Source organism: Bosea vaviloviae (assembly GCF_001741865.1).
GTDB classification, from domain to species: domain Bacteria; phylum Pseudomonadota; class Alphaproteobacteria; order Rhizobiales; family Beijerinckiaceae; genus Allobosea; species Allobosea vaviloviae.
Genome location: NZ_CP017147.1, coordinates 3,739,507 through 3,762,992 on the forward strand (window position 1 = coordinate 3,739,507; position 23,486 = coordinate 3,762,992).

A 23,486-nucleotide genomic window follows, 5' to 3' on the forward strand; every position below is an offset into this window, starting at 1 on the left:
GCATCGGCCGGGAAAACCGGCTTTTCCGGAGCGTTCGATTGATTCTTGCGTTTTTAGGGCTGCCCTGACCGAAGATGCGGTGCTAAGCACCCTTGGCGCAAGGATGATGACTTGCGCGCATCATAAGTCCGCCGTCCTGGCGAGGGATCTGTTCGATATGGCCGATTTTCATCGCATCAAGCGCTTGCCGCCTTACGTTTTCGAACAGGTCAACAAGATCAAGGCAGCCGAGCGCGCCAAGGGCGTCGATATCGTCGATCTCGGCATGGGCAATCCCGACCTGCCGGCCCCAAGGCACGTCATCGAGAAGCTGGTCGAGACCGCCGGCAAGCCGCGCACCGACCGTTATTCGGCCTCCAAGGGCATCGGCGGCCTGCGTCGTGCCCAGGCGCATTATTACGAGCGGCGCTTCGGCGTGAAGCTGAACCCGGACACGCAAGTCGTCGCGACGCTCGGCTCCAAGGAAGGCTTCGCCAATATGGCGCAGGCCATCACCGGCCCGGGTGACGTCGTGCTGGTGCCGAATCCGAGCTATCCGATCCACGCCTTCGGCTTCCTGATGGCGGGCGGCGTCATCCGCTCGGTGCCGGCCGAGCCGACGCCGGCGTTCTTCCCGGCGCTGGAGCGGGCGATCATCCACTCGGTGCCGAAGCCGATCGCGCTCGTCACCTGCTATCCAGCGAATCCGACGGCCTTCACCGCCTCGCTCGATTTCTATCGCGATCTCGTCGCCTTCGCGAAGAAGCACGAGCTGATCCTGCTCTCCGACCTCGCCTATGCCGAGGTCTATTTCGACGACAACAACCCGCCGCCCTCGATGCTGCAGGTGCCGGGTGCGATGGATGTGACGGTCGAGTTCACCTCGATGTCCAAGACCTTCTCGATGGCGGGCTGGCGCATGGGCTTCGCCGTCGGCAATGAGCGGCTGCTGGCTGCGCTCGCACGCGTAAAATCCTATCTCGACTATGGCGCCTATACGCCGATCCAGGTCGCGGCGGCGGCCGCCCTGAACGGCCCCGACGATTGCATCCGCGAGATGCGCGAGATCTACCGCAAGCGCCGCGACGCGCTGGTCGAGAGTTTCAGTAAGGCTGGCTGGGATGTGCCCGTGCCGCAGGCCTCGATGTTCGCCTGGGTGCCGATTCCGGAGAAGTTCCGCCATCTCGGCTCGCTGGAGTTCTCGAAGCTCTTGATCGAGAAGGCCGAGGTTGCGGTCGCGCCGGGTATCGGCTTCGGCGAGCATGGCGACGATTTCGTCCGCATCGCCATTGTCGAGAACGAACAGCGCATCCGCCAGGCGGCCCGCAATGTCGGCCGTTTCCTCAAGACGGCGGACCAGACCCTGCACAACGTCATCCAGATGCCGAAGGCGGGGTGAGGGCGTAAGCTCACGGCTGCTTCCACCCGCGCCGTCATTCCGGACAAGCCGCGTCAGCGGCGCTGCTCCGGAATCCATCGAAGCGCGTCATAGTCGGGCTTGACCCGCCCATCTCTGATTTCAGCTGGCTAGTCACGAGATTCTCGGGGCAAGCCCGAGAATGACGCGCTTCGAGTTCCGGGTCTGTGCAGGGTTTAACCTTGGGCCGGCCAAAGGCCGGACCCGGTGGCTGCGCCCGGGATGACGGGGAGGGTGTCAGAGGGGCCGTAAGGACTGGACCGCGTCGCCCAAACATGGGAACCCCTTGGTCGCGGACATTCTCGTCCGGACTTGGACTGAGGCACGCGAGATGTTCAGCAAAGGCCGTCTGATCGGCATCGGCTTCGGCCTGTTCGCGTTGATCTGCCTCGTCGCCACCTTTGATTATTCGCGCGGGCGACTGCCCCAGACGGATTCGCCGCTGGTCGCCGATGTGCTGGCCGCGACGATCGCGCGCGATTGCGGCCGGGACGCCACCGAGATTGTCACCCGCTATATCCCCCTGGGCACCGAACAGGCGCAGGCCGAGCGTATTCTGGAAACCGTGACCATCGTGCCGCCGAAGCCCTGGTTCTGGCGCCCCATGATCGAGAACTCGACGGCCTGGGACGGAGCTTCGGTCGAGGCGCTGCGGACGATCAAGGCCACGGCCTTCGGCAACAACCTGCTGCGGATCCATCTGAGCTTCGCGGAGAAGAAGGTGAAGCGGATTGCAGCCGAGGTGGTCTGCCGCTTCGAGTGAGCGGCTCTCCAGAGCGTTTTCAAGCGCAGTGGGCACCGGTTCCCTCGCGACAAACGCGAAGCGTTTGCGCGGAGAAAACGCGTCTAAACAAGAGTCATTGAACGATCCAGTTGGATCGGAAATTACGCCAAGGAGAACGTCCTTTGACGATCGTGGTTCAGCGAGAAAGTCCGGATCAGCCGAGCGTCGTTGATTTCCTCGGGAAGGCGGATGAGCGTTCCTCGGCGCTCTATCCATCGCAGAACCGGGTCGGATCGCCCCTGGCCGCGCTGCTGGCGGATAATATTCGTTTTTTCGTCGCAAGGGCGAATGGCAAGGCGTTGGGATGCGGCGGCTATGCCGTCCTTCCGGATGGCTCGGCCGAAATGAAGCGCCTGTTCGTCGATCCCGATTCGAGAGGGCAGGGCGTCGGTTTCCGGCTCGTCCAGGCGATTGAGGCTGCTGCTGTGCAGGATGGTGTCCGGCAGATATTCCTGGAGACGGGCGTCAAGTCACATGAGGCCTTGGGCCTCTACCGGCGCATCGGTTTCAAGCAGTGCGGACCGTTCGGTTCCTATGCCAACGACCCGTTGAGCATCTTCATGGTCAAACCGCTCGAGCCGGCGTGAATGGTCGGTGATCCCGACCCTCGCCGTTGACTCGCGCCTCCCCTCATGCGACCCCGCGCCTATGATCAATGCGCCCCTCTCGACCGCTTCCCAGCCATTGCGCATCGGGCTCGCCGGGCTCGGCACCGTCGGCGCCTCCGTGCTGCGCATCCTGCGCCGGCAGGAGAATGCGCTCGCCGCCCGCTGCGGCCGCGCCATTCGCGTCACCGCCGTCTCGGCGCGCGACAGGACCCGGGATCGCGGCGTCGATCTTGCCGGCCTGACCTGGTTCGACGATCCCGTCGCGCTGGCGAAATCCTCCGAGATCGATTGCCTGGTCGAGCTCGTCGGCGGCTCGGACGGCCCGGCCAAGGCTGCGGTCGAGGCCGCGCTCGCCTCCGGCAAATCGGTCGTCACGGCCAATAAGGCGCTGCTCGCTCATCATGGCGTGGCGCTGGCGACGCTCGCCGAGGAGCAGGGCGTGGCGCTGGCCTTCGAGGCCTCCTCCGCCGGCGGCATCCCGGTGGTGAAGACGCTGCGCGAGGCTCTGTCGGGCAACAATGTCACGCGGCTCTATGGCATCCTGAACGGCACCTGCAACTACATCCTCTCGCGCATGGAGATAGAGGGGCTGACCTTCGAGGCCTGCCTCGCCGACGCCCAGCGCCTGGGCTATGCCGAGGCCGACCCGACCTTTGATGTCGAGGGCTACGATACCGCCCATAAGCTCGCCATCCTGACCAGCCTCGCATTCGGGACGAAGATCGACGCCGAAGCGATTCATGTCGAAGGCATTTCCTCGATCGCCCCGCTCGACCTGAAGATGGCCGACGAGCTCGGCTACCGGATCAAGCTGCTCGGCGTCGCCGAGCGCACCAAGACCGGCATCGAACAGCGCGTGCACCCGACCATGGTGCCGAAATCCTCGGCCATCGCGCAGGTGATGGGCGTGACCAACGCCGTCACCATCGACGCCGATGCGGTCCGCGAGATCACCCTGGTCGGTCCCGGCGCCGGCGGCGACCCGACAGCCTCGGCCGTCGTCGCCGATATCGCCGACGTCGCGCGCGGCACGGCGGGCCTGCCTTTCGGCCTGCCCGTGGCGCGGTTGGAAACGCCAACCCGCGCGCCGATGCAGCGGCATGAGGGCGGCTATTACGTCCGGCTGGCCGTGCTCGACCATCCCGGAGCGGCGGCTGCGATCGCGACCCGCATGGCGGAAGCCGACATCTCGCTCGAAAGCATCGTCCAGCGCCGTTCGGAGAGCGCCGCCGCGCGCGATCCCTCCGGGCGTTCCGGCGCGCCGGTCCCGGTCGTGCTCATCACTTACGCCACCAGCGAATCCGCGATCCGGGCGGCGTTGGAAAAGGTTTCTGCCGACGGCCATATCGCGGAACCGCCGCAAGTCATCCGTATAGAGCGCGAGTAGCGAATGGTGAGTGGCGAGTAGAGTTCCATTCGCCACTCGCTATTCGCCATTCGCCCCCAAGGGAGCCATCCATGTCCGAAGATCTCCGTATTTCCCCGAACCAGATCATCGAGCGCTATCTCTCGATGGAGCTGGTCCGCGTCACCGAGCGCGCCGCCGTCTCGGCCGCGCGCCTGCGCGGTCACGGCAACGAGAAGGCGGCGGACCAGGCGGCGGTCGACGCCATGCGCCGCGAGCTCAACCGCCTGCCGATCGACGGTGAGATCGTCATCGGCGAGGGCGAGCGCGACGAGGCGCCGATGCTCTTCATCGGCGAGAAGGTCGGCACCAGGCAGGGCCCCAAGGTCCACATCGCCGTCGATCCGCTCGAGGGCACGACGCTCTGCGCCAAGGACATGCCCGATTCCATCGCCGTGATGGCGATGGCCGAGGCCGGCAAGCTGCTCAACGCGCCTGACGTCTACATGGACAAGATCGCGATCGGCCCGGGCTATGCCCGCGGCGTGGTCGATCTCGACGCTTCCGCGACCGACAACATCTATGCGCTGGCCAAGGCCAAGGGCGTCAAGCCGAGCGAGATCTCGACCCTGATCATGGACCGCCCGCGCCATGCCAAGCTGATCGAGGAGGTTCGCAAGACCGGCTGCTCGATCCGCCTGATCACCGATGGCGACGTCGCCGGCGTGATCTACTGCACCGAGCCGGAGAAGACCGGTATCGACCTCTATCTCGGCATCGGTGGCGCGCCCGAGGGCGTGCTGGCGGCAGCCGCGCTGCGCTGCGTCGGCGGCCAGATGCAGGGCCGCCTCATCCTCGACACCGAGGAGAAGCGCGCCCGTGCCCTCACCATGGGCATCACCGATCCGAACCGGAAATACAGCATGGAGGAGATGGCCTCGGGCGATACCATCGTTTGCGCCACCGGCGTCACCAATGGCGGCATGCTGAAGGGCGTCAGGTTCGGCAAGGACGTCATCGAGACCGAGACGATCGTCTATCGCTCGATCACCGGCACCGTGCGCCGGATCTATGGCGAGCACCGTCAGTTCGAGAAATTCAAGCTGGATTGAGCCTGAGGGGCGAGAGCCTCGTCGGACCCTCCAGAGCGTTTTCGAGCGAAGTGGATACCGGTTCGCGTGAAGAAAACGCGTTAAGACAAAGAGCTGGAGCAATTGAACGATCCAATCGGATCGGAAATTGCTCCAGAGCGTTTTCGAGCGAAGTGGATACCGGTTCGCGTGAAGAAAACGCGTTAAAACAAAGGGATAGAGCAGTTTGACGATCTAACTAGATCGTCAAATTGCTGTGGAGAGCCATGCCGCGCCCGACGCCGTCTTCCGCGCTCAACCGCCTCCGCGTGCTCGATCTCTCGCGCGTCCGGGCGGGGCCGACCTGCGTACGGGTCTTCGCGGATTTCGGCGCCGATGTGATCAAGGTCGAGAGCCCGCCGGGCTTCGACCCCAATGAGAACATGAGCGGGCCGCGGCATGGCTATGACATGCAGAACCTGCATCGCAACAAGCGCTCGCTGACCCTCAATCTGAAGACGGAAGGCGGCGCGGCGGTCCTGCGCAAGCTGATCGAGAGCGCCGACCTCCTGGTCGAGAACTTCCGGCCCGATGTGAAGGAGCGGCTCGGCCTCGATTTCGAGGCGCTGCACGCCCTCAATCCGCGCCTGATCCTGGTCTCGATCTCGGGCTTCGGCCAGAGCGGGCCGTACCGGACGCGCGCGGGCTTCGACCAGATCGCCCAGGGCATGGGCGGGATGATGTCGGTGACGGGTCTGCCCGGCCAGGGCCCGGTGCGCGCCGGCATCGCGGTCGCCGATTCCGCCGCCGGGCTTTATGGCGCGATCGGCGCGCTGGTGGCGCTGCAGGAGCGCGCGGTCTCCGGCAAGGGCCAATGGGTCCAGACTTCGCTGCTCGAAGCCCAGATCGCGATGATGGATTTCCAGGCGGCGCGCTTCCTGGTCGAGGGCCAGGTGCCGCCGCAGGCCGGCAACGACCATCCCTATTCGACGCCGATGGGCGTCTATGCGACGCGCGACGGCCACATCAATATCGGCGTCGGTGCTGAAGGGCATTGGCGCTCCTTCTGCGGTGCGATCGACCGCCCCGACCTCGCTGCCGATCCGCGCTACGACAATATGGAGAAGCGGTTCAAAGCGCGGCCCGAATTGCGCGTGCTGATCGAGGCTATCCTGACCACGCAGGACAGCACCCATTGGCTGGCAGCCTTCGAGGCGGCGGCCGTGCCGGCCGGGCCGATCTATGCGGTCGATGCGATGTTCGACGATCCCCAGGTCCAGCATCTCGCCATTGCGCAGCCGGTCTCGCATCCGGTGCTCGGCGATATCCGCGTCATCGGCGAGCCCGTCGGCTTGTCGCGCACGCCGGCTTCCGTGGCGACGGCGACGCCAGAGGCCGGCGAGCACAATGCCGAGATCCTGGGCGAGCTCGGCTATGACGAGGCGGCGATCACGCGTTTGAGGGATAGCGGCGCGATCTGAAAGGAGCCTTGAGAGCATGGACGACGAGATTCTCTACACCGTTGCGGACGGCATCGGCACGATCACGCTCAACCGCCCCCAGGCCCGCAACGCGCTGACCTTCGCGATGTATGAGCGGCTTGCCGAGATCTGTGGCGATCTTCCCGGCCATGGCGACCCGAAAGTGCTCGTCTTCACCGGCGCGGGCGAGAAGGCTTTTGCCGCCGGAACCGACATCACGCAGTTCCGCGCCTTCAATACGCCAGACGATGCGCTGGCCTATGAGAGCCGGATCGACCGCATCATCACGGCGATCGAAAGCTGCCCCATCCCGACCATCGCTGCGATCTCGGGCGCGGTCACGGGTGGCGGCGCCAGCATCGCCTGCGCCTGCGACATCCGGATCGCGACGCAATCGGCCCGCTTCGGCTTTCCGGTGGCGCGCACGCTCGGCAATTGCCTGTCGATGAGCAACTACGCCAGGCTCGCGACGCTGCTCGGCCCGGCTCGCGTCAAGGACATCGTCTTCACCGCGCGCTTGATCGAGGCCGAGGAGGGGCAGCGCATCGGGCTCTATAATGAGCTCGTCACTGATCATGCGGCGCTCCTCCTCCGGATGCGCGAACTGGCGACCACGATCGCCGGCCATGCGCCCTTGACGATGCGCGCGACCAAGGAAGCGCTGCGCCGCATCGCCAAGGCCAATGGCCACCCTCAAGGCGATGACCTCGTCCTGATGTGCTATATGAGCGCCGATTTCCGCGAGGGCATGGAAGCCTTTCTGGGCAAGCGCGCGCCGCATTGGCAGGGCAAGTGAGCCGGACGAAACGGCGGCCAGGGACGCCTGTTTGGGCTCGGAACCACGGCGTCATTCCGGGGCAACGCGAAGCGTAGAGCCCGGAACCCAGAACCGACGGAGCGGGGAGGCAGGCTCCGTCATCGGCAGCGCTCATGTCGTCGCCACCTGCGGTTCTGGGTTCCGGGCTCGATCCTTCGGATCGCCCCGGAATGACGGCGTGGTTCCGAGTCTAAACGGCGTGCTCTATCCCACCGCCTGCGCCGCGGCGCGCCCGGCGGTTCGGCCGGAGAACAGGCAGCCGCCGAGGAAGGTGCCTTCGAGGGCGCGATAGCCATGCAGGCCGCCGCCGCCGAAGCCGGCGGCTTCTCCGGCCGCGTAGAGCCCGGGCACCGGCTCGCCCGTCCCATCCAGCACGCGCGCGGACAAATCCGTCATCAGGCCACCCAGCGATTTGCGGGTCAGGATGTTGAGCCTGACGGCGATCAGCGGGCCATGCGCCGGATCGAGGACGCGATGCGGTTTTGCGGTCCGGATCAGGCGGTCGCCGAGATAGGCGCGGGCGCCGCGCAGCGCCGTGACCTGCAGATCCTTGCCGAAGGGGTTGTCGAGCGTGCGGTCGCGCGCCTCGATCTCGGCCCTGAGCCTGATCTCATCGATCAGCGCCTCGCCGGCAAGCGCGTTCATGCGCGCGACCAGCCGGGAGAAATCGTTCTCGACGATGAAATCCTCGCCCTTGTCCATGAAGGCCTGGACGGGGGCCGGCACGCCGCCGCCCGCCCGTCCCAGCACCTGGAGCCAGCTCTTAGCCGTGAGGTCGGGATTCTGCTCGGAACCGGAGAGCGCGAACTCCTTGGCGATGATGCTGCGGTTCAGCACGAACCAGGAATAGTCGTAGCCCGTCGTCATGATGTGCTCGAGCGTGCCGAGCGTGTCGAAACCGGGAAACAGCGGTACTGGCAGGCGGTTGCCGCGCGCATCGAACCAGAGCGAGGAGGGGCCGGGCAGGATGCGGATGCCGTGTCGCGGCCAGAACGGCGCCCAATTGGCGATGCCCTCGACATAGTGCCACATCCGGTCGCCATTGATCAGCCGGCCGCCCGCCGCCTCCGCGATCGCCAGCATCGCGCCGTCGACATGGTCCGGCACGCCTGAGAGCAGGCGCTGTGGCGGTGCGCCCAAGCGCTGCGGCCAGCTCGCCCGGACGAGATCGTGATTGCCGCCGATACCGCCAGAGGTGACGATCACGGCCTGCGCCTTGAGCGCGAAAGCCCCGACCGCGTCGCGCGAACTCTTCGCTCCGCGCTCGACCGGGCTCGCCTCCAGAATCTCGCCCTCGACGCCATCGACCGCGCCGGCGCTGCGGGACAGCGCGGTGACGCGGTGGCGAAAGCGCAATTCGATCAAGCCCCGGGCCTGCGCCTCCTTCAATCGGCGCAGGAACGGCTCCAGCACGCCGGGCCCCGTACCCCAGGTGACATGGAAGCGCGGTACCGAATTGCCATGGCCGCTGGCGAGATAGCCGCCGCGCTCGGCCCAGCCGACGACCGGGAACCAGCGCATGCCCATCTTGTGCAGCCAGGCGCGCTTCTCCCCAGTGGCGAAGTCGAGATAGGCCTGTGCCCAGCGCTGCGGCCAGTCGTCCTCTGTGCGGTCGAACCCGGCCGAGCCGAACCAGTCTTGTGCCGCGAGTTCGCGCGAATCGCGGATGCGCAGGCGGCGCTGCTCGGGCGTGTCGACCATGAACAATCCGCCGAGCGACCAGAAGGCCTGCCCGCCGAGCGATTGCTCGGGCTCCTGATCGAGCAGGATGACCTTTCGGCCGGCGTCGGCGAGCTCCGTTGCGGCCACGAGCCCGGCGAGGCCGGCTCCGATGATGATGACGTCCGCGTCTTGTCCCATGCGTCCTGCCCCGCGCCCGCTGCCCTTTCCCGGCTGCTTGCCGCGCAGTATGGCGATCCCCCAAAGCTCGGCAAGGCAGGCAGCGGTTCATGTAGCGGTTGACGAACGCGCCTGCCTGCGCGACGCCCTTAGGCCATGAGTCTCATTCCCCAGCGCCTTTTCCTCGGCGTGTCCCACTCCGTGCTCGGCCGGCCCTGGCGCGACAGGCTGGACGCCGCGGGGCTCGGCCGCGCCGAGGCCCTGGCGCAGCTCGAAGGCATTCCCGATACCTTGTCGCGCCTGCTCGCCGGGCGCGGTGTTGAGCCCAGCGAGGCCTTGCGCTTCCTCGAGCCCCGCCTGCGCGACCTCCTGCCCGATCCCGCGACATTGACCGATATGGAAGCCGCCGCCGCCCGCCTCGCCGAGGCGGCGCAGCGGCGCGAGAAGGTCGCGATCTTCGGCGATTACGATGTCGACGGCGCCTGCTCGGCGGCCCTGCTTGCGGGCTTCCTGCGACAGGCCGGCGCGCAGCCGCGCATCCATATCCCCGATCGCTTGATCGAGGGCTATGGCCCCAACAGCGACGCCATCCGCACACTGGCAGGCGAAGGCGCGACGCTGCTGGTCACGGTCGATTGCGGCACGACCAGCCATGAGCCGCTGGCCGAGGCGCAAAGACTCGGGCTGGATGTCGTTGTCCTCGACCACCATCAGGCGCCCGAGCTGCTTCCGCCCGTCGCCGCGCTGGTCAATCCCAACCGGCAGGACGATCTCTCCGGGCTCGGTCATCTCTGCGCGGCAGGCGTCGTCTTCCTGACGCTCGTCGCCCTCAGCCGGACGCTGCGGCGGCAAGGCTTCTGGACGGGGCGGGCGGAGGGCGAGCCCGATCTGCTGGCGGCGCTCGATCTCGTGGCTCTGGCGACGGTGGCCGATGTCGTGCCGCTCAAGGGCCTGAACCGCGCCTTCGTGCGCCAGGGCATCGCCATATTGCGGGGGCGGACGCGGCCGGGACTGGCTGCGCTGATGGATGTCGCGGGTCTCGATGGCCCGGTGCAGCCCTGGCATCTCGGCTTTCTGCTCGGCCCGCGCATCAATGCCGGCGGGCGCATCGGCGATGCGGCGCTGGGGGCGAGGCTCCTGCTGACCGAAGACGAGATCGAGGCGCGCAGCATCGCCACCGAACTCAACCGGCTGAACCAGGAACGTCAGGAGATCGAGCGCCAGGCGGTTCTGGAAGCCACCGCGCAGGCCGATCATGCGCTGATGAGCCTGCCCGACCAGCCCGTGCTGATGGCGGCGTCCGGCGATTGGCATCCCGGCATCGTCGGCCTCGTCGCGGCGCGGCTGAAGGAGCGCTTCCGGCGTCCCGCTTTCGCGCTCGCTTTGAACGGGCAGGGCGGCGCGACGGGGTCGGGCCGTTCGGTCGCCGGCGTCGATCTGGGCCGGGCCGTGCGCGAGGCGGTCGAGGCCGGGCTCGCGGTCAAGGGCGGCGGCCATGCGATGGCAGCCGGCGTAACGCTGGCTGCCGGGCAGGCTCCTGCGTTCCAGGCTTTCCTGGCCGAGCGGCTGGCCGCGCAAGTCGCGGCGGCTGATGAGGCCGAGGCGCTGCTGATCGATGCGGCGTTGAGCGCGGGCGGCGCCAATCCACGCCTGCTCGCCGAGATCGACAAGGCGGGGCCCTTTGGCGCGGGCAGTCCCGAGCCGGTTTTCGTCTTTCCCGCGCATCGCCTGGTCGAGGCGGTCGAGATCGGCAGCGGCGGCCATGTCCGCATCAAGCTCAAGAGCGGCGATGGCGCGACCGTGGGCGGCATCGCCTTCCGTGTGGCGCAGGAGCCACTGGGACGCGCCTTGCTGGCGGCGCGCGGCGAGAGCGTCCATCTCGCCGCGACGCTGACGCTGAATCGCTGGGGCGGCCGCGAGAGCGCCGAGCTACGTGTCCTCGACATGGCGCGTCCGGGCTGATCGCGGTGGCTCGAGAGCATTGGCCCCACTGGGAACCGCTTTTGGAAAGGTCGATGCAAGACGAAAACCTCAAAGCATCGGACGAAATACGATATTTGGCGGCAGGAACCGGTGGCGGCGAGTCTGTCCGGACTTTCCCCGGATATCGTCAAACTGGAGCTTGCAGAGGGCGCGCCCTGCCACTATACCTCGCCCCGCTTCTCGACGGGCAGCCGTCGATTCAGAGGCCCGCGACCTTCGTCTATCGGTTAGGACACCAGCCTTTCACGCTGGGGAGACGGGTTCGACTCCCGTAGGTCGCGCCACCCTTTCATGGGTGGTGCAACTGGTTGAAAATAAACGATAATATGATATGGAAAATCGAGGGTGTCCCCCACGATGTCACCCATTTGTGTCCCCCGTGAATTCTATTCGGACCAGACTCGCGAAGGCCCGATCAGGCACGTCACGTGAGCCGGCAGGTTGTCGGGCACCGCCGGGACCTTCAGGAGGACCTATGGTAGCCTGAGGTGGTGAACGGGTCTGTAGCCCTGTGACCCGTAGCGGAAAAGCGCCTGTGAAAGCAGGAAGAGCAGGTGGCTTCTTCAACTTCCGCAATGAGTGGGAAGCGGCCTTTACGATGTCTGATACACAACGTGGTGGACGGTATGCGATACTCCAGATCGGAGAGGGCGAATGCTGCGATACTGTTTAATCCCAGCCGTTGTCTTTGCCATTGCGTTGGAGAGTCAGCCAGCTCACGCCTGTCGGGTTCCTGCTCAACTTAAGTTTTTCGATATCAACCATGCGGATGTGGTTGTGATTGGTCGAATTTCTAACTATAGAATTATCCGTCCTTCGCAGTTACGTAAATTCTTCGAGGACGTTGACAGGCATTTGAGTGATTATGCACGTTTCGACGTGGAAGTAGAGGAACTATTGGTCGGAAAATCATCAGGTATTTTATCGGTAATTTGGGATAACTCTAATTTTGTAAAACCTGAAGCGATGGCCTCGGGACCGTTTCTGATCGCGTTGAGTGACCCGAATTCCAGCATGCCGCCGTTCCGTGGATCAAGCGCTGTCATATCGCCCCGCCAAGGGCCCAGTCTTCTAACCGTTCTCCAAGCGCCTTGCTCAAGCGCATTTATATTTGAAAGCACGAGCGACAAAGCGCGCGCGGCGTTAAGGGCCTTGGGCGCTCAGCCAAAATAGTCGATGTCCGAGAAGGGGCGGGAGCGGTCAAGTTAGCCAAACTTCCTCGCGCTCCATAGCTCCCCCCAACCTACGCCTTGGACACCTTCCGGTTGCTGTCCTCGTCAAGCTGCGCTTCACCTCGCTGCACTGGCTCTGAACGCTGCAATCGCTCCCCGGCACACGTCACTCGGATACGCTCCGCGGTATGTCCGAAGATTCTGCGGATTTCCGGGGCGGAGCCGGATCGCGCCAATAAGCCGACATTGGAAGAGCCCCCCCGAAGCGGACAAGGAGCACGAGAAGGGCATTGGCAGCGGCAGCTCGTTCCACGCGGATGTAGGAGGATTTCAATGCGGACTGGAGGCCCGCCCAACGGCTGGCCGATGCTAGCGCATTTTCGAGTTGCAGAAGGCAGGCGCCGAAGGGCGCCTGCCTTCCGAAGTCAGCGGCGCAGCCGCGTCCAAACACCATCGCGGATCTCGCGTGCCTTGAGCGAGCAATCCTTGACCGGCCTGAACCTGGCCTTCAAGGCTTCCGGCGGGTTGATCGCTGGATTGTCGCGAAGGTCCGCTTTGAGCAACTCCTCGGCGCCTTTGATGGCATTGTTGTAGCCGCTGAAATTCGAGGCCTCGGCGGCGTTCTTCGGGACCATCATCCAGTTGAGGAAGATCTTGGCGCTCTCGGGGTTGGATGCACCCTTGGGAACAGCAAAATTGTCGCCCCAAAGATTCATCCCCTCCGTCGGATAGACGAAGACGGCGGTCGGGAGCTTGGCACGCGAACGGTGCGACGCGCCGTTCCACTGCTGGTGCATGATGACTTCGCCGGCCGCGACGCGGTCGATCGTGCCGGTCGAGGAATAGATCTTGATATGCGGCTTCTGCTTTTCAAGCAGCGTCAGGATTTTCTGGCCGTCTGCGGGATCTTCGCTGCAGGTGTCGAGCCCAAGATAGAGCGCGGCCGCGCTGTAGACCTCGCCCTGATCGTTGAGCACAGCAATCTGACCCGAGAGCTCGGGCCGCGGCTCGAAGAATTCCTTCCAGCTCTCGGTCAGCTTGCCGCCCGGCACCTTGGCGGAATCATAAGTGAATCCGGTCGAACCCCAGAGATAAGGCACCGAATATTCGCGGCCGGGGTCGGTGGCGGGCCGGTCGTGAGGCGCGGCGACGTTGCCGAAATTCGGCATTTTTGCCGCATCGACCTTCAGCAGGAGCCCGGACTTGATCATCGTCGCCAGGATGGAATTGCTGGGAACGACGATGTCGTAACCGCCGCCGCCGGCCTGCAGCTTGGCGAGCATCGTGTCGTTGCTGTCGTAGACGTCGAGGCTGACCTTGATGCCGGTCTCCGCCTCGAAGCGCTTGATCAGATCGGGCGGCACGTAATTGGCCCAGCTGTAGAGCAGGAGCTGCTTCGACTGGGCGAGCGCGGCGGCGGGCGTGGCCGCGATCGCGAGCGCTGCGAGAACCGCGCGGAATCGGGTGGCTATCATCATGAATTCTTATCTCCCCTTGTTTGGTTGGCAGGCGTGGTTCCACTTCGGAAGACGATGGCGACGACCACGACCGAAGCCAGCAACAGGAGTGTCGACAGCGCATTGACCTCCGGCGTGATGCCGGTGCGGATCATCCCGTAGATGTAGACGGGCAGCGTCGTGGCGCCGGGACCGGCGACGAAATAGGTGATGACGAAATCGCCGAGCGAGCTGATGAAGGCGAGCAGCGCTCCGGCGAAGATGCCCGGAGCGAGCAAAGGCAGTTCGATGCGCATAAAGCGTCGCCATGCGGGCGCGTAGAGATCGCTCGCTGCCTCCCCGAGTGCAGGGTCTAGCGCAGCCAGGCGCGAACGGATCGGATAATAGGCGAACGGGATGCAGAAGACCGTATGCGCGAGAATGACCGACATCAGCCCCAACCTCACCCCCACGAGCACGAAGAGCATGAGCAGCGCAACCGCGGTGACGATTTCGGGGATGAGCAGCGGTAGGCCGAGCAGGCCCTCGACAGCGGTGCGGACGCGGCCGCCTGAACGCGCGATACCGAGCGCGGCGGACGTCGCGGCAGCGGTGGCAAGGATGGTCGCGGCCGCCGCCACCGTCAGCGAATTGCCGATGGCGATGAGCATTGTGTCGTTGCCGAGCGCCTGAGCGTACCAGTGCAGGCTGAAGCCGGTCCAGATCGTCGTCATGTCGCTCGCATTGAACGAGAGCACCACGAGCACGATGATCGGCACGTAGAGGAAGAGCATCGCCAGCGCGGAGAGGACTGCGGTGCCGGGAAGGCGGAGAGGATGCCGGGTCTCGTTCATGATGCAAGCCGCTCCCGCCGCTTCACGCTGGCCAGCAGTGCCAGCGAAACCAGGAGAACCAATACGAGAACGAGCGCCAGCGCGGCGCCGAACGGCCAGTTGCGCGAGGCGCCGAACTGGGCCTGGATCAGGTTTCCGATCATCAGCGACTTACCGCCCCCCAGCAGTTCCGGGCTGACATAAGCCCCCAGGCAGGGCACGAAGACGAGGATGGCGCCAGCGGCAATGCCGGGCGCCGCCAGCGGCAGGACCACGCGCGAGAGCACGCGCCAGCGATCCGCGCCGAGGTCGAAGGCTGCCTCGATCAAACGCCGGTCGATGCGCTCGAGCGCGACATAGATCGGCAGAATCATGAAGGGCAGGAAGGAATAGGTCAGGCCGATCCCTGTCGCGAGCGGCGTGTAAAGGATGTCGAGCGGCGGCGTGACGAGCCCGGTTGTCGCGAGTGCGCTGTCGAGCGGGCCGCCATTGCGCAGGATCAGGATCCACGCAAAATTCCGGACCAGCAGGTTCGTCCAGAACGGGACGGTTACGAGGAACAGCATCAGGGCCGCGCGGCGCGGCGTCAGGCTCGCCATGTAGAGAGCCGTCGGGATTCCCAGCGCCAGCGTGACCGCCGTGGTGATGGCCGCAAGCCGGAACGAGCGCAGGATGATCGCGATATAGTCGCTGTTGAAGGCGATCTGTCCCGCCAGATCCCGCTCGAACAGCAGCTTCTCATAAGCGATGGCCGTGTGCTGGCCCCAATTGACGCCTCCGAAGGCGCCGCGCTCTAGGGTCGAGACATAAAGCATCAGGCCGACCGGCACGAGCATGAACACGATCAGGAAGAGTGCAGCCGGCGCCGTCAGCAGCCCAGGAGAGGTCCGGATCGCACTCATGCCGGGAAGACCCGGACTGCGTCGGCGGGAAAGGCGAACCCCGTGGCCGTGCCGATCAGTCCTGCTGCCGCGATGCTGCCGGGCAGGCGCGCCCGCAATTCGCCCCCGCCCGCAAGCGCGGCATGCACGACGAGGTCGCTGCCGCGATAAACCGCCGTCTCCACGGTACCGTGCAACAGGCCGGGCTCGGCCGCGCCGAGCGTGATGCGCTCGGGCCGGACGACCAGCACGGCCTTTGCTCCCTCAGTCAGCCCTTGCGCCTCGGCGACGGGCATGACGGCCTCGCCGGAGCCGATCGCGAAGCGCCCGCCTGCGCCGCTGCGTCCGAGGCAGGTCGCATTCCAGAAATTCGCCTCGCCGATGAACTCGGCGACGAAGAGATTGGTCGGCCTGTCATAGAGGCTTTCCGGCGAGCCGACCTGCATGACCACGCCGTCGCGCATCACCGCCAGGCGATCGGACATGGCGAGCGCCTCTTCCTGGTCGTGCGTCACGAACACGAAGGTGATACCCGTTTCGGTCTGGAGCCGCTTGAGTTCGATCTGCATCTCGCGCCGCAACTTGAGATCGAGGGCAGACAACGGTTCGTCGAGCAGCAGCACCTTCGGCGCCGGAGCCAAAGCGCGCGCCAGCGCGACGCGCTGCTGCTGGCCCCCGGAGAGCTGGGCCGGACGACGCTCGCCCATCCCGTCGAGGCGGACCAGACGCAGCATCTCCGCGACGCGGGACTTGACGGTGTCGCGCGGCTGCCCGAGCATTTCGAGCCCGAAACCGATATTCTCCGCCACGCTCATATGCGGAAAAAGCGCATAGCTCTGGAAGACGGTGTTGATCGGCCGCAGATTTGGCGGGGTCTGGCCCAGGAGCTTACCGTCCAGGCTGATCTGCCCGGAATCGGGCATGCCGAACCCTGCGATCAGCCGCAGCAGCGTGGTTTTGCCGCAGCCGGACGGGCCGAGCAGCGTGAAGAACTCGTTGCGGCGAATGTCGAGCGAGACGCCGGCCAGTGCCGGCTGGGCCGCGCCTGAATACCGCTTCGAGACCTCGGAGATGGCGACGATGGTGTCGTTCATGGTGCGCTTTCGGTCACGGCTGGCCTCCCGCCTTGCGAGCGCGAGGGCGCTTGAACCAATCCTCGAACTGATGGCGCCAGTAGATGAATTGGAACGCGGCGCGGCCGTAGGTGCCGCCGGCGAAGGGCAGCCCGAACGGCGCGAAATGGCGATGGCGGTCGTCGCCCTCGGCAATGGCCGACGCGATCAACTCGCCTGCGAGCGTGGTATTGACGAGGCCGAGCCCACCAAAGCAGGCGGCGGCCCAGAGGCCCTCCGCGAGAGGCCCGATGACGGGCATTCTGTGCCGGGCGATTGGTATCAGCCCGGACCAGGCGCTTTCGATCTCGAGATCGGCCAGTTGCGGATAGATTCGCGCAATGTCGCGCTTCAAAAGGCCGCGCAATGTCTCCGGTGCATATTCGAAGGCACTGGCCCTGCCGCCCCAGAGCAGGCGGCCGTCGGGCAGCACGCGATAGTAATCCGTCGCGACGCGCGTATCGGACACCGCGAAGCCGGTGCGGATGGCATCACTGAGCTGCTTGGATGCGGGCTTCGTGGCGACGACGAAGGATGCGACCGGCACCGTGGCGAGCCCCAGGCCGGTATGCAGCATTCCCTGATGCGCGCCGCCGGCCAGCACGACATGACGCGCCATTACCGAGCCGGACCGGGCGACGACCTTCCGCGCAGCGCCGGCCGCCTCGATCGCGACGACCTCCGCCCCCTCGTGAAGTCGTGCGCCCGCCGCGGCAGCGGCATGCGCCATCCCGCGCGCCAGATTGAGGGGCTGGATTTGCAGGGAAGCCGGATTGAGGAAACCGTCGGCATAGGCCTCCGTCGCCAGCAAACCGCGAAGCTCCCCTGGGGGTAGATGGACGAGACCCGCTGCGAAATGCTCGTTCATCCAGCCGACACGCTCACCCAGCGTGTCGGGCTGCCAGGCCATGCGGCAGCGCAAGGCGCCGTGGCCCTGCAAGGTGTCGGGGCCGAGCGTTTCCGCGCGGCGGCCGACGACCGAGAGCGCCTCCGCGCTCAGGCGCCAGAGTGCAGCGGCGTCGGATATCCCACGCTGCGCGACCAGGTCCCGCATCGACAGCGGATAGCCAGCGCTGGCGAAGCCGCCATTGCGGCCCGACGCACCCCAGCCCATGCGGTTGGCTTCAAGCAGCACGACCGATCGTCCACGCTCGGCAAGACCCAACGCCGTCGCCAGGCCGGCCAATCCCCCGCCGATCACGCAGGTCTCGGCCTCGCAGTCGCCGTCGAGGGCCGGCCAATGGGCGTCATCGCTCCGGGTGGCGGCGTAGTGCGTCTCCGGATAGGGCAGCAAGTTCAGTACCCTCCGCCGGAAATCAGACGGGCGGCGGCAACCGCCATGGGCGCGAATTTGGCTCGGACCTCGTTTTCGTCATGGTCGGCGAGTGCCATGGCGATGTGAACGGCGCCGCGCGGCCGGCCCTGCATGTCGACGACCGGTGCGGCGACCACGATCTCGCCCATCAGCGCTTCCTGTATGCAGACGGCAAAGCCGTCCCGCCCGGCCCGCGCGATCTGCGCCATCACGGCCTCGACATCGGTGATGGTGTGTGGCGTTAGCGGCTTGCGCGGGCTGCGGTCGACCAGCGCGCGCGCCTCTTCCTTCGGCAGCAGCGACAGCATCGCCCGACCGCCCGAGGAGCAGAACGCCGGGATGCGACGTCCGATCACCGTGGCGCCGAACGCCTCGCGCTGGCTCTGGAGCCGCACGACATACACGATATCGAAGCCGTCCAGCAGGCTCAGATCGACCCGCTTTTGGCAGGATTGCCTGAGGTCGGCGAGATAGGGCGTCGCCAGCTCGACCAGCGGATCGGTGCGCAGATATGCATGCGCCAGCCCGAGCACGCGCCGCGACAATCTGAATCGCCGCGTCGTGGGGTTCTTTTCGAGATAGCCCAGAGCATGCAGCGTAAAGGCGAAACGCTGCGCGGCGCTCTTGTCCAGTCCTGTCTTCGCCGCGATCTCCGTCACACCGACATCGCGCCGCTCGTTGCCGACCGCTTCAAGCACGGCGAAGCCGCGCTCGAGCGAGGTCACGAAAAGCGAATTCGCCTGCGCTGGGGGCTCCGTCCCAATGGAGACAGAAGGATCCTTGCTGATCGCCAATTTGCCCCTCACAGCGCTAAGCCCAGGAAACGCTATGACGCAGCGTCGTCGATTGCAATACAATTCAAAGTATCGCCTGGCGACACAATTTGACGGCGATGCTGCTGTGCAGGATCTCTACTGACCTCGCCTGCGTTCGATTGGAGGCGTCAATTCAGTGCCATGCTCACAGGGGGCGCTCATCGATGCGAGCCTTGCTGATCGGGCGCAGTGCATTGTTCCAGCCGCCCGACTACGCATTCCCGAAATCGGACGCCGCCGATGTCGGCTGTGGGTCGCGAGCCCGGCTGTTGGCTGAGCCAGAAAGCGCACGGGCGGCGCGATCTCGATCCGACTGGAGAAATTATATCAGTACCGCAAACGGGTAGGCGTTCGCGGTTCTATCCTGAGTGGCGCGCTATTTCACAAGCAAAGATTCGAACTGTCTCCGCTCAACCCGCGTGACCACTCATCATGTGGTCAGCCAGGCTGTAGCAGTGGCTCGCCTGATAGGCGTTCCGGCCCCGGTTCATATGCGTCAGGTTGAATGCCCGGATGGCCTGCAACGAACGGCGCGCCGCGAGGAATTTGCTGATCGAGGAGAGGCCGCGGACCTTGACGCCGAAAATGTCCTCGCCACGGGGGAAGACATAGCTGACGTCTTCCGGCGTCGTCACGCAGCGCTCGAGGAAAGCTTGATCCACCTGGCCCTGATCGAGCGAATGGTCGCTGGTGAAATCGGAAAGATGCACCAGAAATAGCGCGCGGATGCCCTCGCCATCCGCATAGAGCGAGAAAAGCTCCATCCAGCTCGCATTGACGCGAATGAGCGCCTTGCCCGGTGTCGATGGCAGGCAGGAAACCGACCAGTAATGCCGCTCGGTCCGGCTCGGGATCGGGATGCAGTCGCGGCCATATTGCCGGAGAATGTCCAGGACCTCTTGCGCCTGGGGCCGGCGCAGCAGCTTCTCGAACCGCGCGATGTATTTGAGACGCAGCTCCAGCGACTCCGAGCGCCCATCGGCATCGCGCAGGGTCGTCTTGCCCTGCATCCAATCGCGCTGCTGCTGGAGATCCAGAAATCGGCGCAGACCGGTGGTGCTTGGGCGGTGGGTCGCGCTCATATCAGGTACCATGTCGGCCCAGTCGGTTCGGATGGGCTATCGGCAATGCGATCAACAGACGGCCCGAATATCACGATGCTCCGGAGCTGAGGTAGTTCTCAGTTTTATCTGCATTGCGACGCCACCTTTTCATGGCAGGAGCAGCCGGCTGGATCGCGGCGCGGGCCGACCTCGCGCGCAAGATGAACGACATGCTGGTGCAGACCTACACGGTGATCCCGCTCGTGGATCGCGGCAATATTTCGGGCGCGGCCAAATCGCTCGACGGGGTTTCGATGAACCCCTGGGACAGCGAGCTGTGGGACGTGGCCGGCTGGTCGCGAGCCAGGTGAGGGCGGCTGCCACCCGCCATCCTGGGTCTTCCGGGGGATGCCCGATCGGATGTCCGGATATCGTGAGACGAACACCGCTACGCCCAGAGCGTTTTCGGGTGAAGCGGGCACCGGTTCGCGTGAAGAAAGTGCATTGTAACAAAGAGATGGAGCTGTTTAACGATACGATTTGATCGGAAATTTCTCTAGCGTCGCGTCTTCATAGTGTAAGAGTACTTAGGCCATCGACGAAATGAAGGCTTCCCCAACTAGCGATTGCGTTTGATCTGCGGCAGACTGAGTAGCATCTGTTGTTGTCATCAATTGTCAATTCCCCTGCGTAAGCGTAGCGTGAATCAAGCCGCTTCCATCCGACCTGATGGAAGGGTGCTCGATATCTTCCAATTGAGGAGGATGCCATGGGACGCAAGTTCATCGACTGCCGCGAATTCCCGAGCGAGATGAAGTGCTCGGTCGCGATTACCGCCGATACCGAGGGCGAACTCCTGGAGGTGGCTGTGCAGCATGCCGTCGCTGTGCACGGGCATCAGGACACGCCCGAGCTGCGGGATCAAATCAAAGGCGCCATCAAAGACGGCACGCCGTCCGAAGAGGCACCGGGTCGCGCCGCCTGATCGGCAAGTCCTGATCGGCGAGCACCGTCGCCCTCATCTCATCCTGCCTGCTGCTCCGAGGTGGTCGGGAGCAGGGCTGCGGTGATGATGATCTCGATCAGGTCGCCATCGGGCATCACCGACTGCACGAAGGAGCGCACGGGCCCGTAGCCGGCTGGCATCCAGCTCGACCAGGCTTCGTCGAAGGCGGGCTTGTTGTCGTGATCGGTCACCACGATCTCCGCCTTGACGATGCGCGTGCGGTCGAGGCCGGCATCCCTGAGATAGACCTCGAGGACCCCCAGCGCGCCCAGCGTTTGCGCCCGGATATCCTGCGTGCGGTCAGGCGAGGTCGCGACCGCCCAGAGGAAGCCGCCTCCGCCCGGCAGATGGTAGATCGCCACGGCCGATTTGGTGGGAAGCGTCTTGTTGGGGATGCGGGTGATGTCGGTCGCGGTCATGTTTCGCTCTTGGGGAGTCAATCTTGGGGCGGTCGATCATGGGGCGTATCTGCATATCGGCGCAGGGGTGCAGGACGCCAGCGATTTCAGGGGCGTGTCCGAGCCGATTGCTGGCCTCAAGATCGGTCGCCACAAGCGGTCGGCGCGCCCATGAACGCGCTCACGCCGCGCTGCCGCCATGGCTGGTGGAGGCAAGGAAGGCCTGGAGGCGGGAATGCGCGAAGGTGCTGGTGAGCTCGGCCGGCTTGCCGCGCGTGAGCACCGCACCGCGCTCCATGACCCAGATCTCGCCGGCTTCCCTCAGGCGCTCATGATGTCCATGCCGGGCAGCAGCTGTCGAAGGGCTCATGCGAGATGGCGCCGGCCTCCCGCTCAGCTAAGGTAGCGCTTGAACCAGCCTATCGTCCGGTCCCAGGCCAATTTGGCGTTCGTCTCGTCATAGCGCGGGGTCGAGTCGTTGTGGAAGCCGTGATTGGCGCCAGGATAGATGTACGCTTCATAGGTCTTGCCGCCCGCCTTCAGTGCCGTTTCATAGGCTGGCCAGCCCGCATTGATGCCGGTGTCGAGCTCACCATAATGGATCAGGAGAGGTGCCTTGATGCGTGCCACATCCTCGGCGCGGGGCTGGCGACCATAGAACGGCACGGCGGCGCCAAGCTCCGGATAAGCGACGGCGGCCGCATTGGCCACGCCACCACCATAGCAGAAGCCCGTGATGCCGACCTTGCCGGTGCTTTGATCGCTCTTCATAAGGAATTCGATGGCTGCGAAGAAGTCGTTCATCAGCTTCTCGGGACTGACCTGCTGCTGCAGCTGGCGGCCCTTGTCGTCATTGCCGGGATAGCCGCCGACGGAACTCAGCCCGTCCGGAGCAAGGGCAATGAAGCCGGCCTTTGCGATCCGGCGGGCGACATCCTCGATATAGGGGTTCAAGCCACGGTTCTCGTGCACGACCACCACCGCGGGGACGCGGCTGGTGGCTTTCGCCGGGGCCACCCAGTACCCTCGCACATCGCCATGGCCCTTCGGAGAGGGGTAGGTGATATAGCTGGCGACGATATCGGGATCGGTGAACGAGATTTGTTGCGCAAGCGCGTAGTCGGGGCTCATCGAGGCCAGAATTGAGGCGGCCGTCATGCTGCCCACGGCGAATTTGCCGGCGCGATCCAAGAACTCGCGCTTGGTAATTTTTCCGTGAGCATAAAAATCGTAGAGCTCAAGCAGCTCTTGCGGAAAATCCTTGGCGGTCAGGCGCTGCACGGCACTTCCCCCTTTTTTGTCTATGGCATCAAGCGATCGATCCTAACCCCACGCCAATCTTGTCTTCAACATTCCGTTGCCGCAGCTGAAGGATCGCCAGTCCATTCAGCCGCAATCGGTCGCCGTCACGCGGCGCTGCCGCCATGGCTGGTGGAGGCGAGAAAAGCCTGGAGGCGGGAATGCGCGAAGGTGCTGGTGAGCTCGGCCGGCTTGCCGCGCTCGAGCACCGCGCCGCCTTCCATGAACCAGATCTCGTCGGCCACCTCGCGGGCAAAACCCATCTCATGGGTGACGCAGATCATGGTCATGCCGCTGGCCGCGAGCTGCTTCATGGCGGCGAGGACTTCGCCGACCATTTCCGGATCGAGCGCCGAGGTCGGCTCGTCGAACAGCATGACCTGCGGATCCATGGCGAGCGAGCGGGCGATGGCGACGCGCTGGCGCTGGCCGCCCGACAGCCGGCCCGGCATCTCCTCGGCCTTCTCGGCCAAGCCGACGCGGGCGAGCTCGGCCAGGCCCCGTTCGCGCGCTTCCGCCTTGCCCATCCCACGCAATTTGGTCAGGCCGAGCGTGATGTTGCCGATCGCGGAGAGATGCGGGAACAGGTTGTAGGCCTGGAAGACGAAGCCGACGCGCTGGCGTAAGCGATTGATGTCGACACCGCGGGAGGCGATGTCGGTGCCGTCGACCAGCACGCGGCCGCCCTGGATCGTCTCCAGCCGCGTCACGGTGCGGATCAGGGTCGATTTGCCGGAGCCGGAGGGGCCGACCAGCACCTTGACCTCGCCGCGGCCGACCTCGCCGGAGACACCAGTGAGCGCCTGCATCGGCCCGAACCATTTATCGACATTCTCGAACCGGATCATGGTTT

General features: G+C 65.1%; 23 protein-coding genes and 1 tRNA gene. 12 read left to right on the forward strand and 12 right to left on the reverse strand.

All coding sequences use genetic code 11. From position 1 onward, the window contains the following. The first annotated feature begins 157 nt into the window (after positions 1–157). From BHK69_RS17275 to BHK69_RS17305, 7 genes are all read left to right on the forward strand, one after another. The gene (locus BHK69_RS17275) at positions 158–1,378 is read left to right on the forward strand and encodes an LL-diaminopimelate aminotransferase (RefSeq protein ID WP_069693744.1); all 1,221 of its coding nucleotides are present in this window, start codon (positions 158–160) and stop codon (positions 1,376–1,378) included. A 349-nt stretch (positions 1,379–1,727) separates the two neighbouring features. Beyond that, on the forward strand, positions 1,728–2,159 hold the full coding sequence (locus BHK69_RS17280; protein WP_069691176.1) for a hypothetical protein: 432 nt from the start codon (positions 1,728–1,730) through the stop codon (positions 2,157–2,159). Positions 2,160–2,311: 152 nt separating this feature from the next. Further along, complete coding sequence (locus tag BHK69_RS17285; RefSeq protein WP_244548532.1) at positions 2,312–2,767, forward strand: GNAT family N-acetyltransferase; 456 nt, start codon at positions 2,312–2,314, stop codon at positions 2,765–2,767. A gap of 61 nt (positions 2,768–2,828) precedes the next feature. Then, a complete protein-coding gene (locus tag BHK69_RS17290; RefSeq protein WP_069691178.1) occupies positions 2,829–4,175 on the forward strand; it encodes a homoserine dehydrogenase in 1,347 nt (448 codons plus the stop codon). Positions 4,176–4,246: 71 nt separating this feature from the next. Then, a complete protein-coding gene (gene glpX, locus BHK69_RS17295; RefSeq protein ID WP_069691179.1) occupies positions 4,247–5,245 on the forward strand; it encodes a class II fructose-bisphosphatase in 999 nt (332 codons plus the stop codon). A gap of 245 nt (positions 5,246–5,490) precedes the next feature. Continuing rightward, positions 5,491–6,684 carry a CaiB/BaiF CoA transferase family protein gene (locus tag BHK69_RS17300; protein ID WP_069691180.1) on the forward strand — a complete coding sequence of 398 codons (1,194 nt, stop codon included), beginning with the start codon at positions 5,491–5,493 and terminating at the stop codon, positions 6,682–6,684. A 16-nt stretch (positions 6,685–6,700) separates the two neighbouring features. Further along, entirely contained in the window at positions 6,701–7,480 is a 780-nt protein-coding gene (locus tag BHK69_RS17305; RefSeq protein WP_069691181.1) for an enoyl-CoA hydratase/isomerase family protein, read from the forward strand. A 225-nt stretch (positions 7,481–7,705) separates the two neighbouring features. On the opposite strand, the gene BHK69_RS17310 is transcribed toward BHK69_RS17305, so the two are convergent. Continuing rightward, a complete protein-coding gene (locus BHK69_RS17310) occupies positions 7,706–9,361 on the reverse strand; it encodes an FAD-binding dehydrogenase (protein ID WP_069691182.1) in 1,656 nt (551 codons plus the stop codon). A 135-nt stretch (positions 9,362–9,496) separates the two neighbouring features. On the opposite strand from BHK69_RS17310, the gene recJ reads away from it, so the two are divergent. The 3 genes from recJ (at position 9,497) to BHK69_RS31485 (ending at position 12,496) form a co-directional block, all read left to right on the forward strand. After that, entirely contained in the window at positions 9,497–11,302 is a 1,806-nt protein-coding gene (gene recJ / locus BHK69_RS17315) for a single-stranded-DNA-specific exonuclease RecJ (protein WP_069691183.1), read from the forward strand. 230 nt (positions 11,303–11,532) lie between these two features. Beyond that, positions 11,533–11,607, forward strand: a tRNA-Glu gene (locus BHK69_RS17320). Between the two features lie 370 nt (positions 11,608–11,977). Then, positions 11,978–12,496 carry a hypothetical protein gene (locus BHK69_RS31485; RefSeq protein ID WP_244548229.1) on the forward strand — a complete coding sequence of 173 codons (519 nt, stop codon included), beginning with the start codon at positions 11,978–11,980 and terminating at the stop codon, positions 12,494–12,496. A 424-nt stretch (positions 12,497–12,920) separates the two neighbouring features. On the opposite strand, the gene BHK69_RS17325 is transcribed toward BHK69_RS31485, so the two are convergent. From BHK69_RS17325 to BHK69_RS17355, 7 genes are all read right to left on the reverse strand, one after another. Beyond that, the gene (locus BHK69_RS17325; RefSeq protein ID WP_069693745.1) at positions 12,921–13,970 is read right to left on the reverse strand and encodes an extracellular solute-binding protein; all 1,050 of its coding nucleotides are present in this window, start codon (positions 13,968–13,970) and stop codon (positions 12,921–12,923) included. Then, positions 13,970–14,785 carry an ABC transporter permease gene (locus BHK69_RS17330; RefSeq protein ID WP_069691184.1) on the reverse strand — a complete coding sequence of 272 codons (816 nt, stop codon included), beginning with the start codon at positions 14,783–14,785 and terminating at the stop codon, positions 13,970–13,972. The genes BHK69_RS17325 and BHK69_RS17330 overlap by 1 nt, the downstream gene beginning before the upstream one ends. Beyond that, positions 14,782–15,666 carry an ABC transporter permease gene (locus BHK69_RS17335; protein WP_069691185.1) on the reverse strand — a complete coding sequence of 295 codons (885 nt, stop codon included), beginning with the start codon at positions 15,664–15,666 and terminating at the stop codon, positions 14,782–14,784. Before BHK69_RS17335 ends, BHK69_RS17330 begins: the two co-directional genes overlap by 4 nt. Beyond that, complete coding sequence (locus BHK69_RS17340) at positions 15,663–16,739, reverse strand: ABC transporter ATP-binding protein (RefSeq protein ID WP_069691186.1); 1,077 nt, start codon at positions 16,737–16,739, stop codon at positions 15,663–15,665. Before BHK69_RS17340 ends, BHK69_RS17335 begins: the two co-directional genes overlap by 4 nt. Before the next feature lie 13 nt (positions 16,740–16,752). Further along, positions 16,753–18,051, reverse strand: a complete 1,299-nt coding sequence (locus tag BHK69_RS17345; protein ID WP_069691187.1) for an NAD(P)/FAD-dependent oxidoreductase — start codon at positions 18,049–18,051, stop codon at positions 16,753–16,755. Positions 18,052–18,053: 2 nt separating this feature from the next. Further along, on the reverse strand, positions 18,054–18,797 hold the full coding sequence (locus tag BHK69_RS17350; protein ID WP_244548230.1) for an IclR family transcriptional regulator: 744 nt from the start codon (positions 18,795–18,797) through the stop codon (positions 18,054–18,056). Between the two features lie 500 nt (positions 18,798–19,297). After that, positions 19,298–19,981 (reverse strand): hypothetical protein, encoded by a 684-nt coding sequence (locus tag BHK69_RS17355; RefSeq protein ID WP_069691188.1) that lies wholly within the window; start codon positions 19,979–19,981, stop codon positions 19,298–19,300. A 119-nt stretch (positions 19,982–20,100) separates the two neighbouring features. Between BHK69_RS17355 and BHK69_RS17360 the strand changes: the two genes are divergently transcribed. Both BHK69_RS17360 and BHK69_RS17365 read left to right on the forward strand, forming a co-directional pair. Continuing rightward, complete coding sequence (locus BHK69_RS17360; protein ID WP_069691189.1) at positions 20,101–20,301, forward strand: hypothetical protein; 201 nt, start codon at positions 20,101–20,103, stop codon at positions 20,299–20,301. A 398-nt stretch (positions 20,302–20,699) separates the two neighbouring features. Beyond that, positions 20,700–20,915 (forward strand): DUF1059 domain-containing protein, encoded by a 216-nt coding sequence (locus tag BHK69_RS17365; RefSeq protein ID WP_069691190.1) that lies wholly within the window; start codon positions 20,700–20,702, stop codon positions 20,913–20,915. Between the two features lie 38 nt (positions 20,916–20,953). On the opposite strand, the gene BHK69_RS17370 is transcribed toward BHK69_RS17365, so the two are convergent. The 4 genes from BHK69_RS17370 to BHK69_RS17385 form a co-directional block, all read right to left on the reverse strand. Further along, entirely contained in the window at positions 20,954–21,355 is a 402-nt protein-coding gene (locus BHK69_RS17370) for a Rid family hydrolase (protein WP_069691191.1), read from the reverse strand. A gap of 160 nt (positions 21,356–21,515) precedes the next feature. Further along, complete coding sequence (locus BHK69_RS17375; protein ID WP_069691192.1) at positions 21,516–21,704, reverse strand: hypothetical protein; 189 nt, start codon at positions 21,702–21,704, stop codon at positions 21,516–21,518. A gap of 23 nt (positions 21,705–21,727) precedes the next feature. Then, a complete protein-coding gene (yghX, locus tag BHK69_RS17380) occupies positions 21,728–22,615 on the reverse strand; it encodes a YghX family hydrolase (RefSeq protein ID WP_069691193.1) in 888 nt (295 codons plus the stop codon). Positions 22,616–22,740: 125 nt separating this feature from the next. Then, entirely contained in the window at positions 22,741–23,481 is a 741-nt protein-coding gene (locus tag BHK69_RS17385; RefSeq protein ID WP_069691194.1) for an amino acid ABC transporter ATP-binding protein, read from the reverse strand. Positions 23,482–23,486 lie beyond the last annotated feature (5 nt).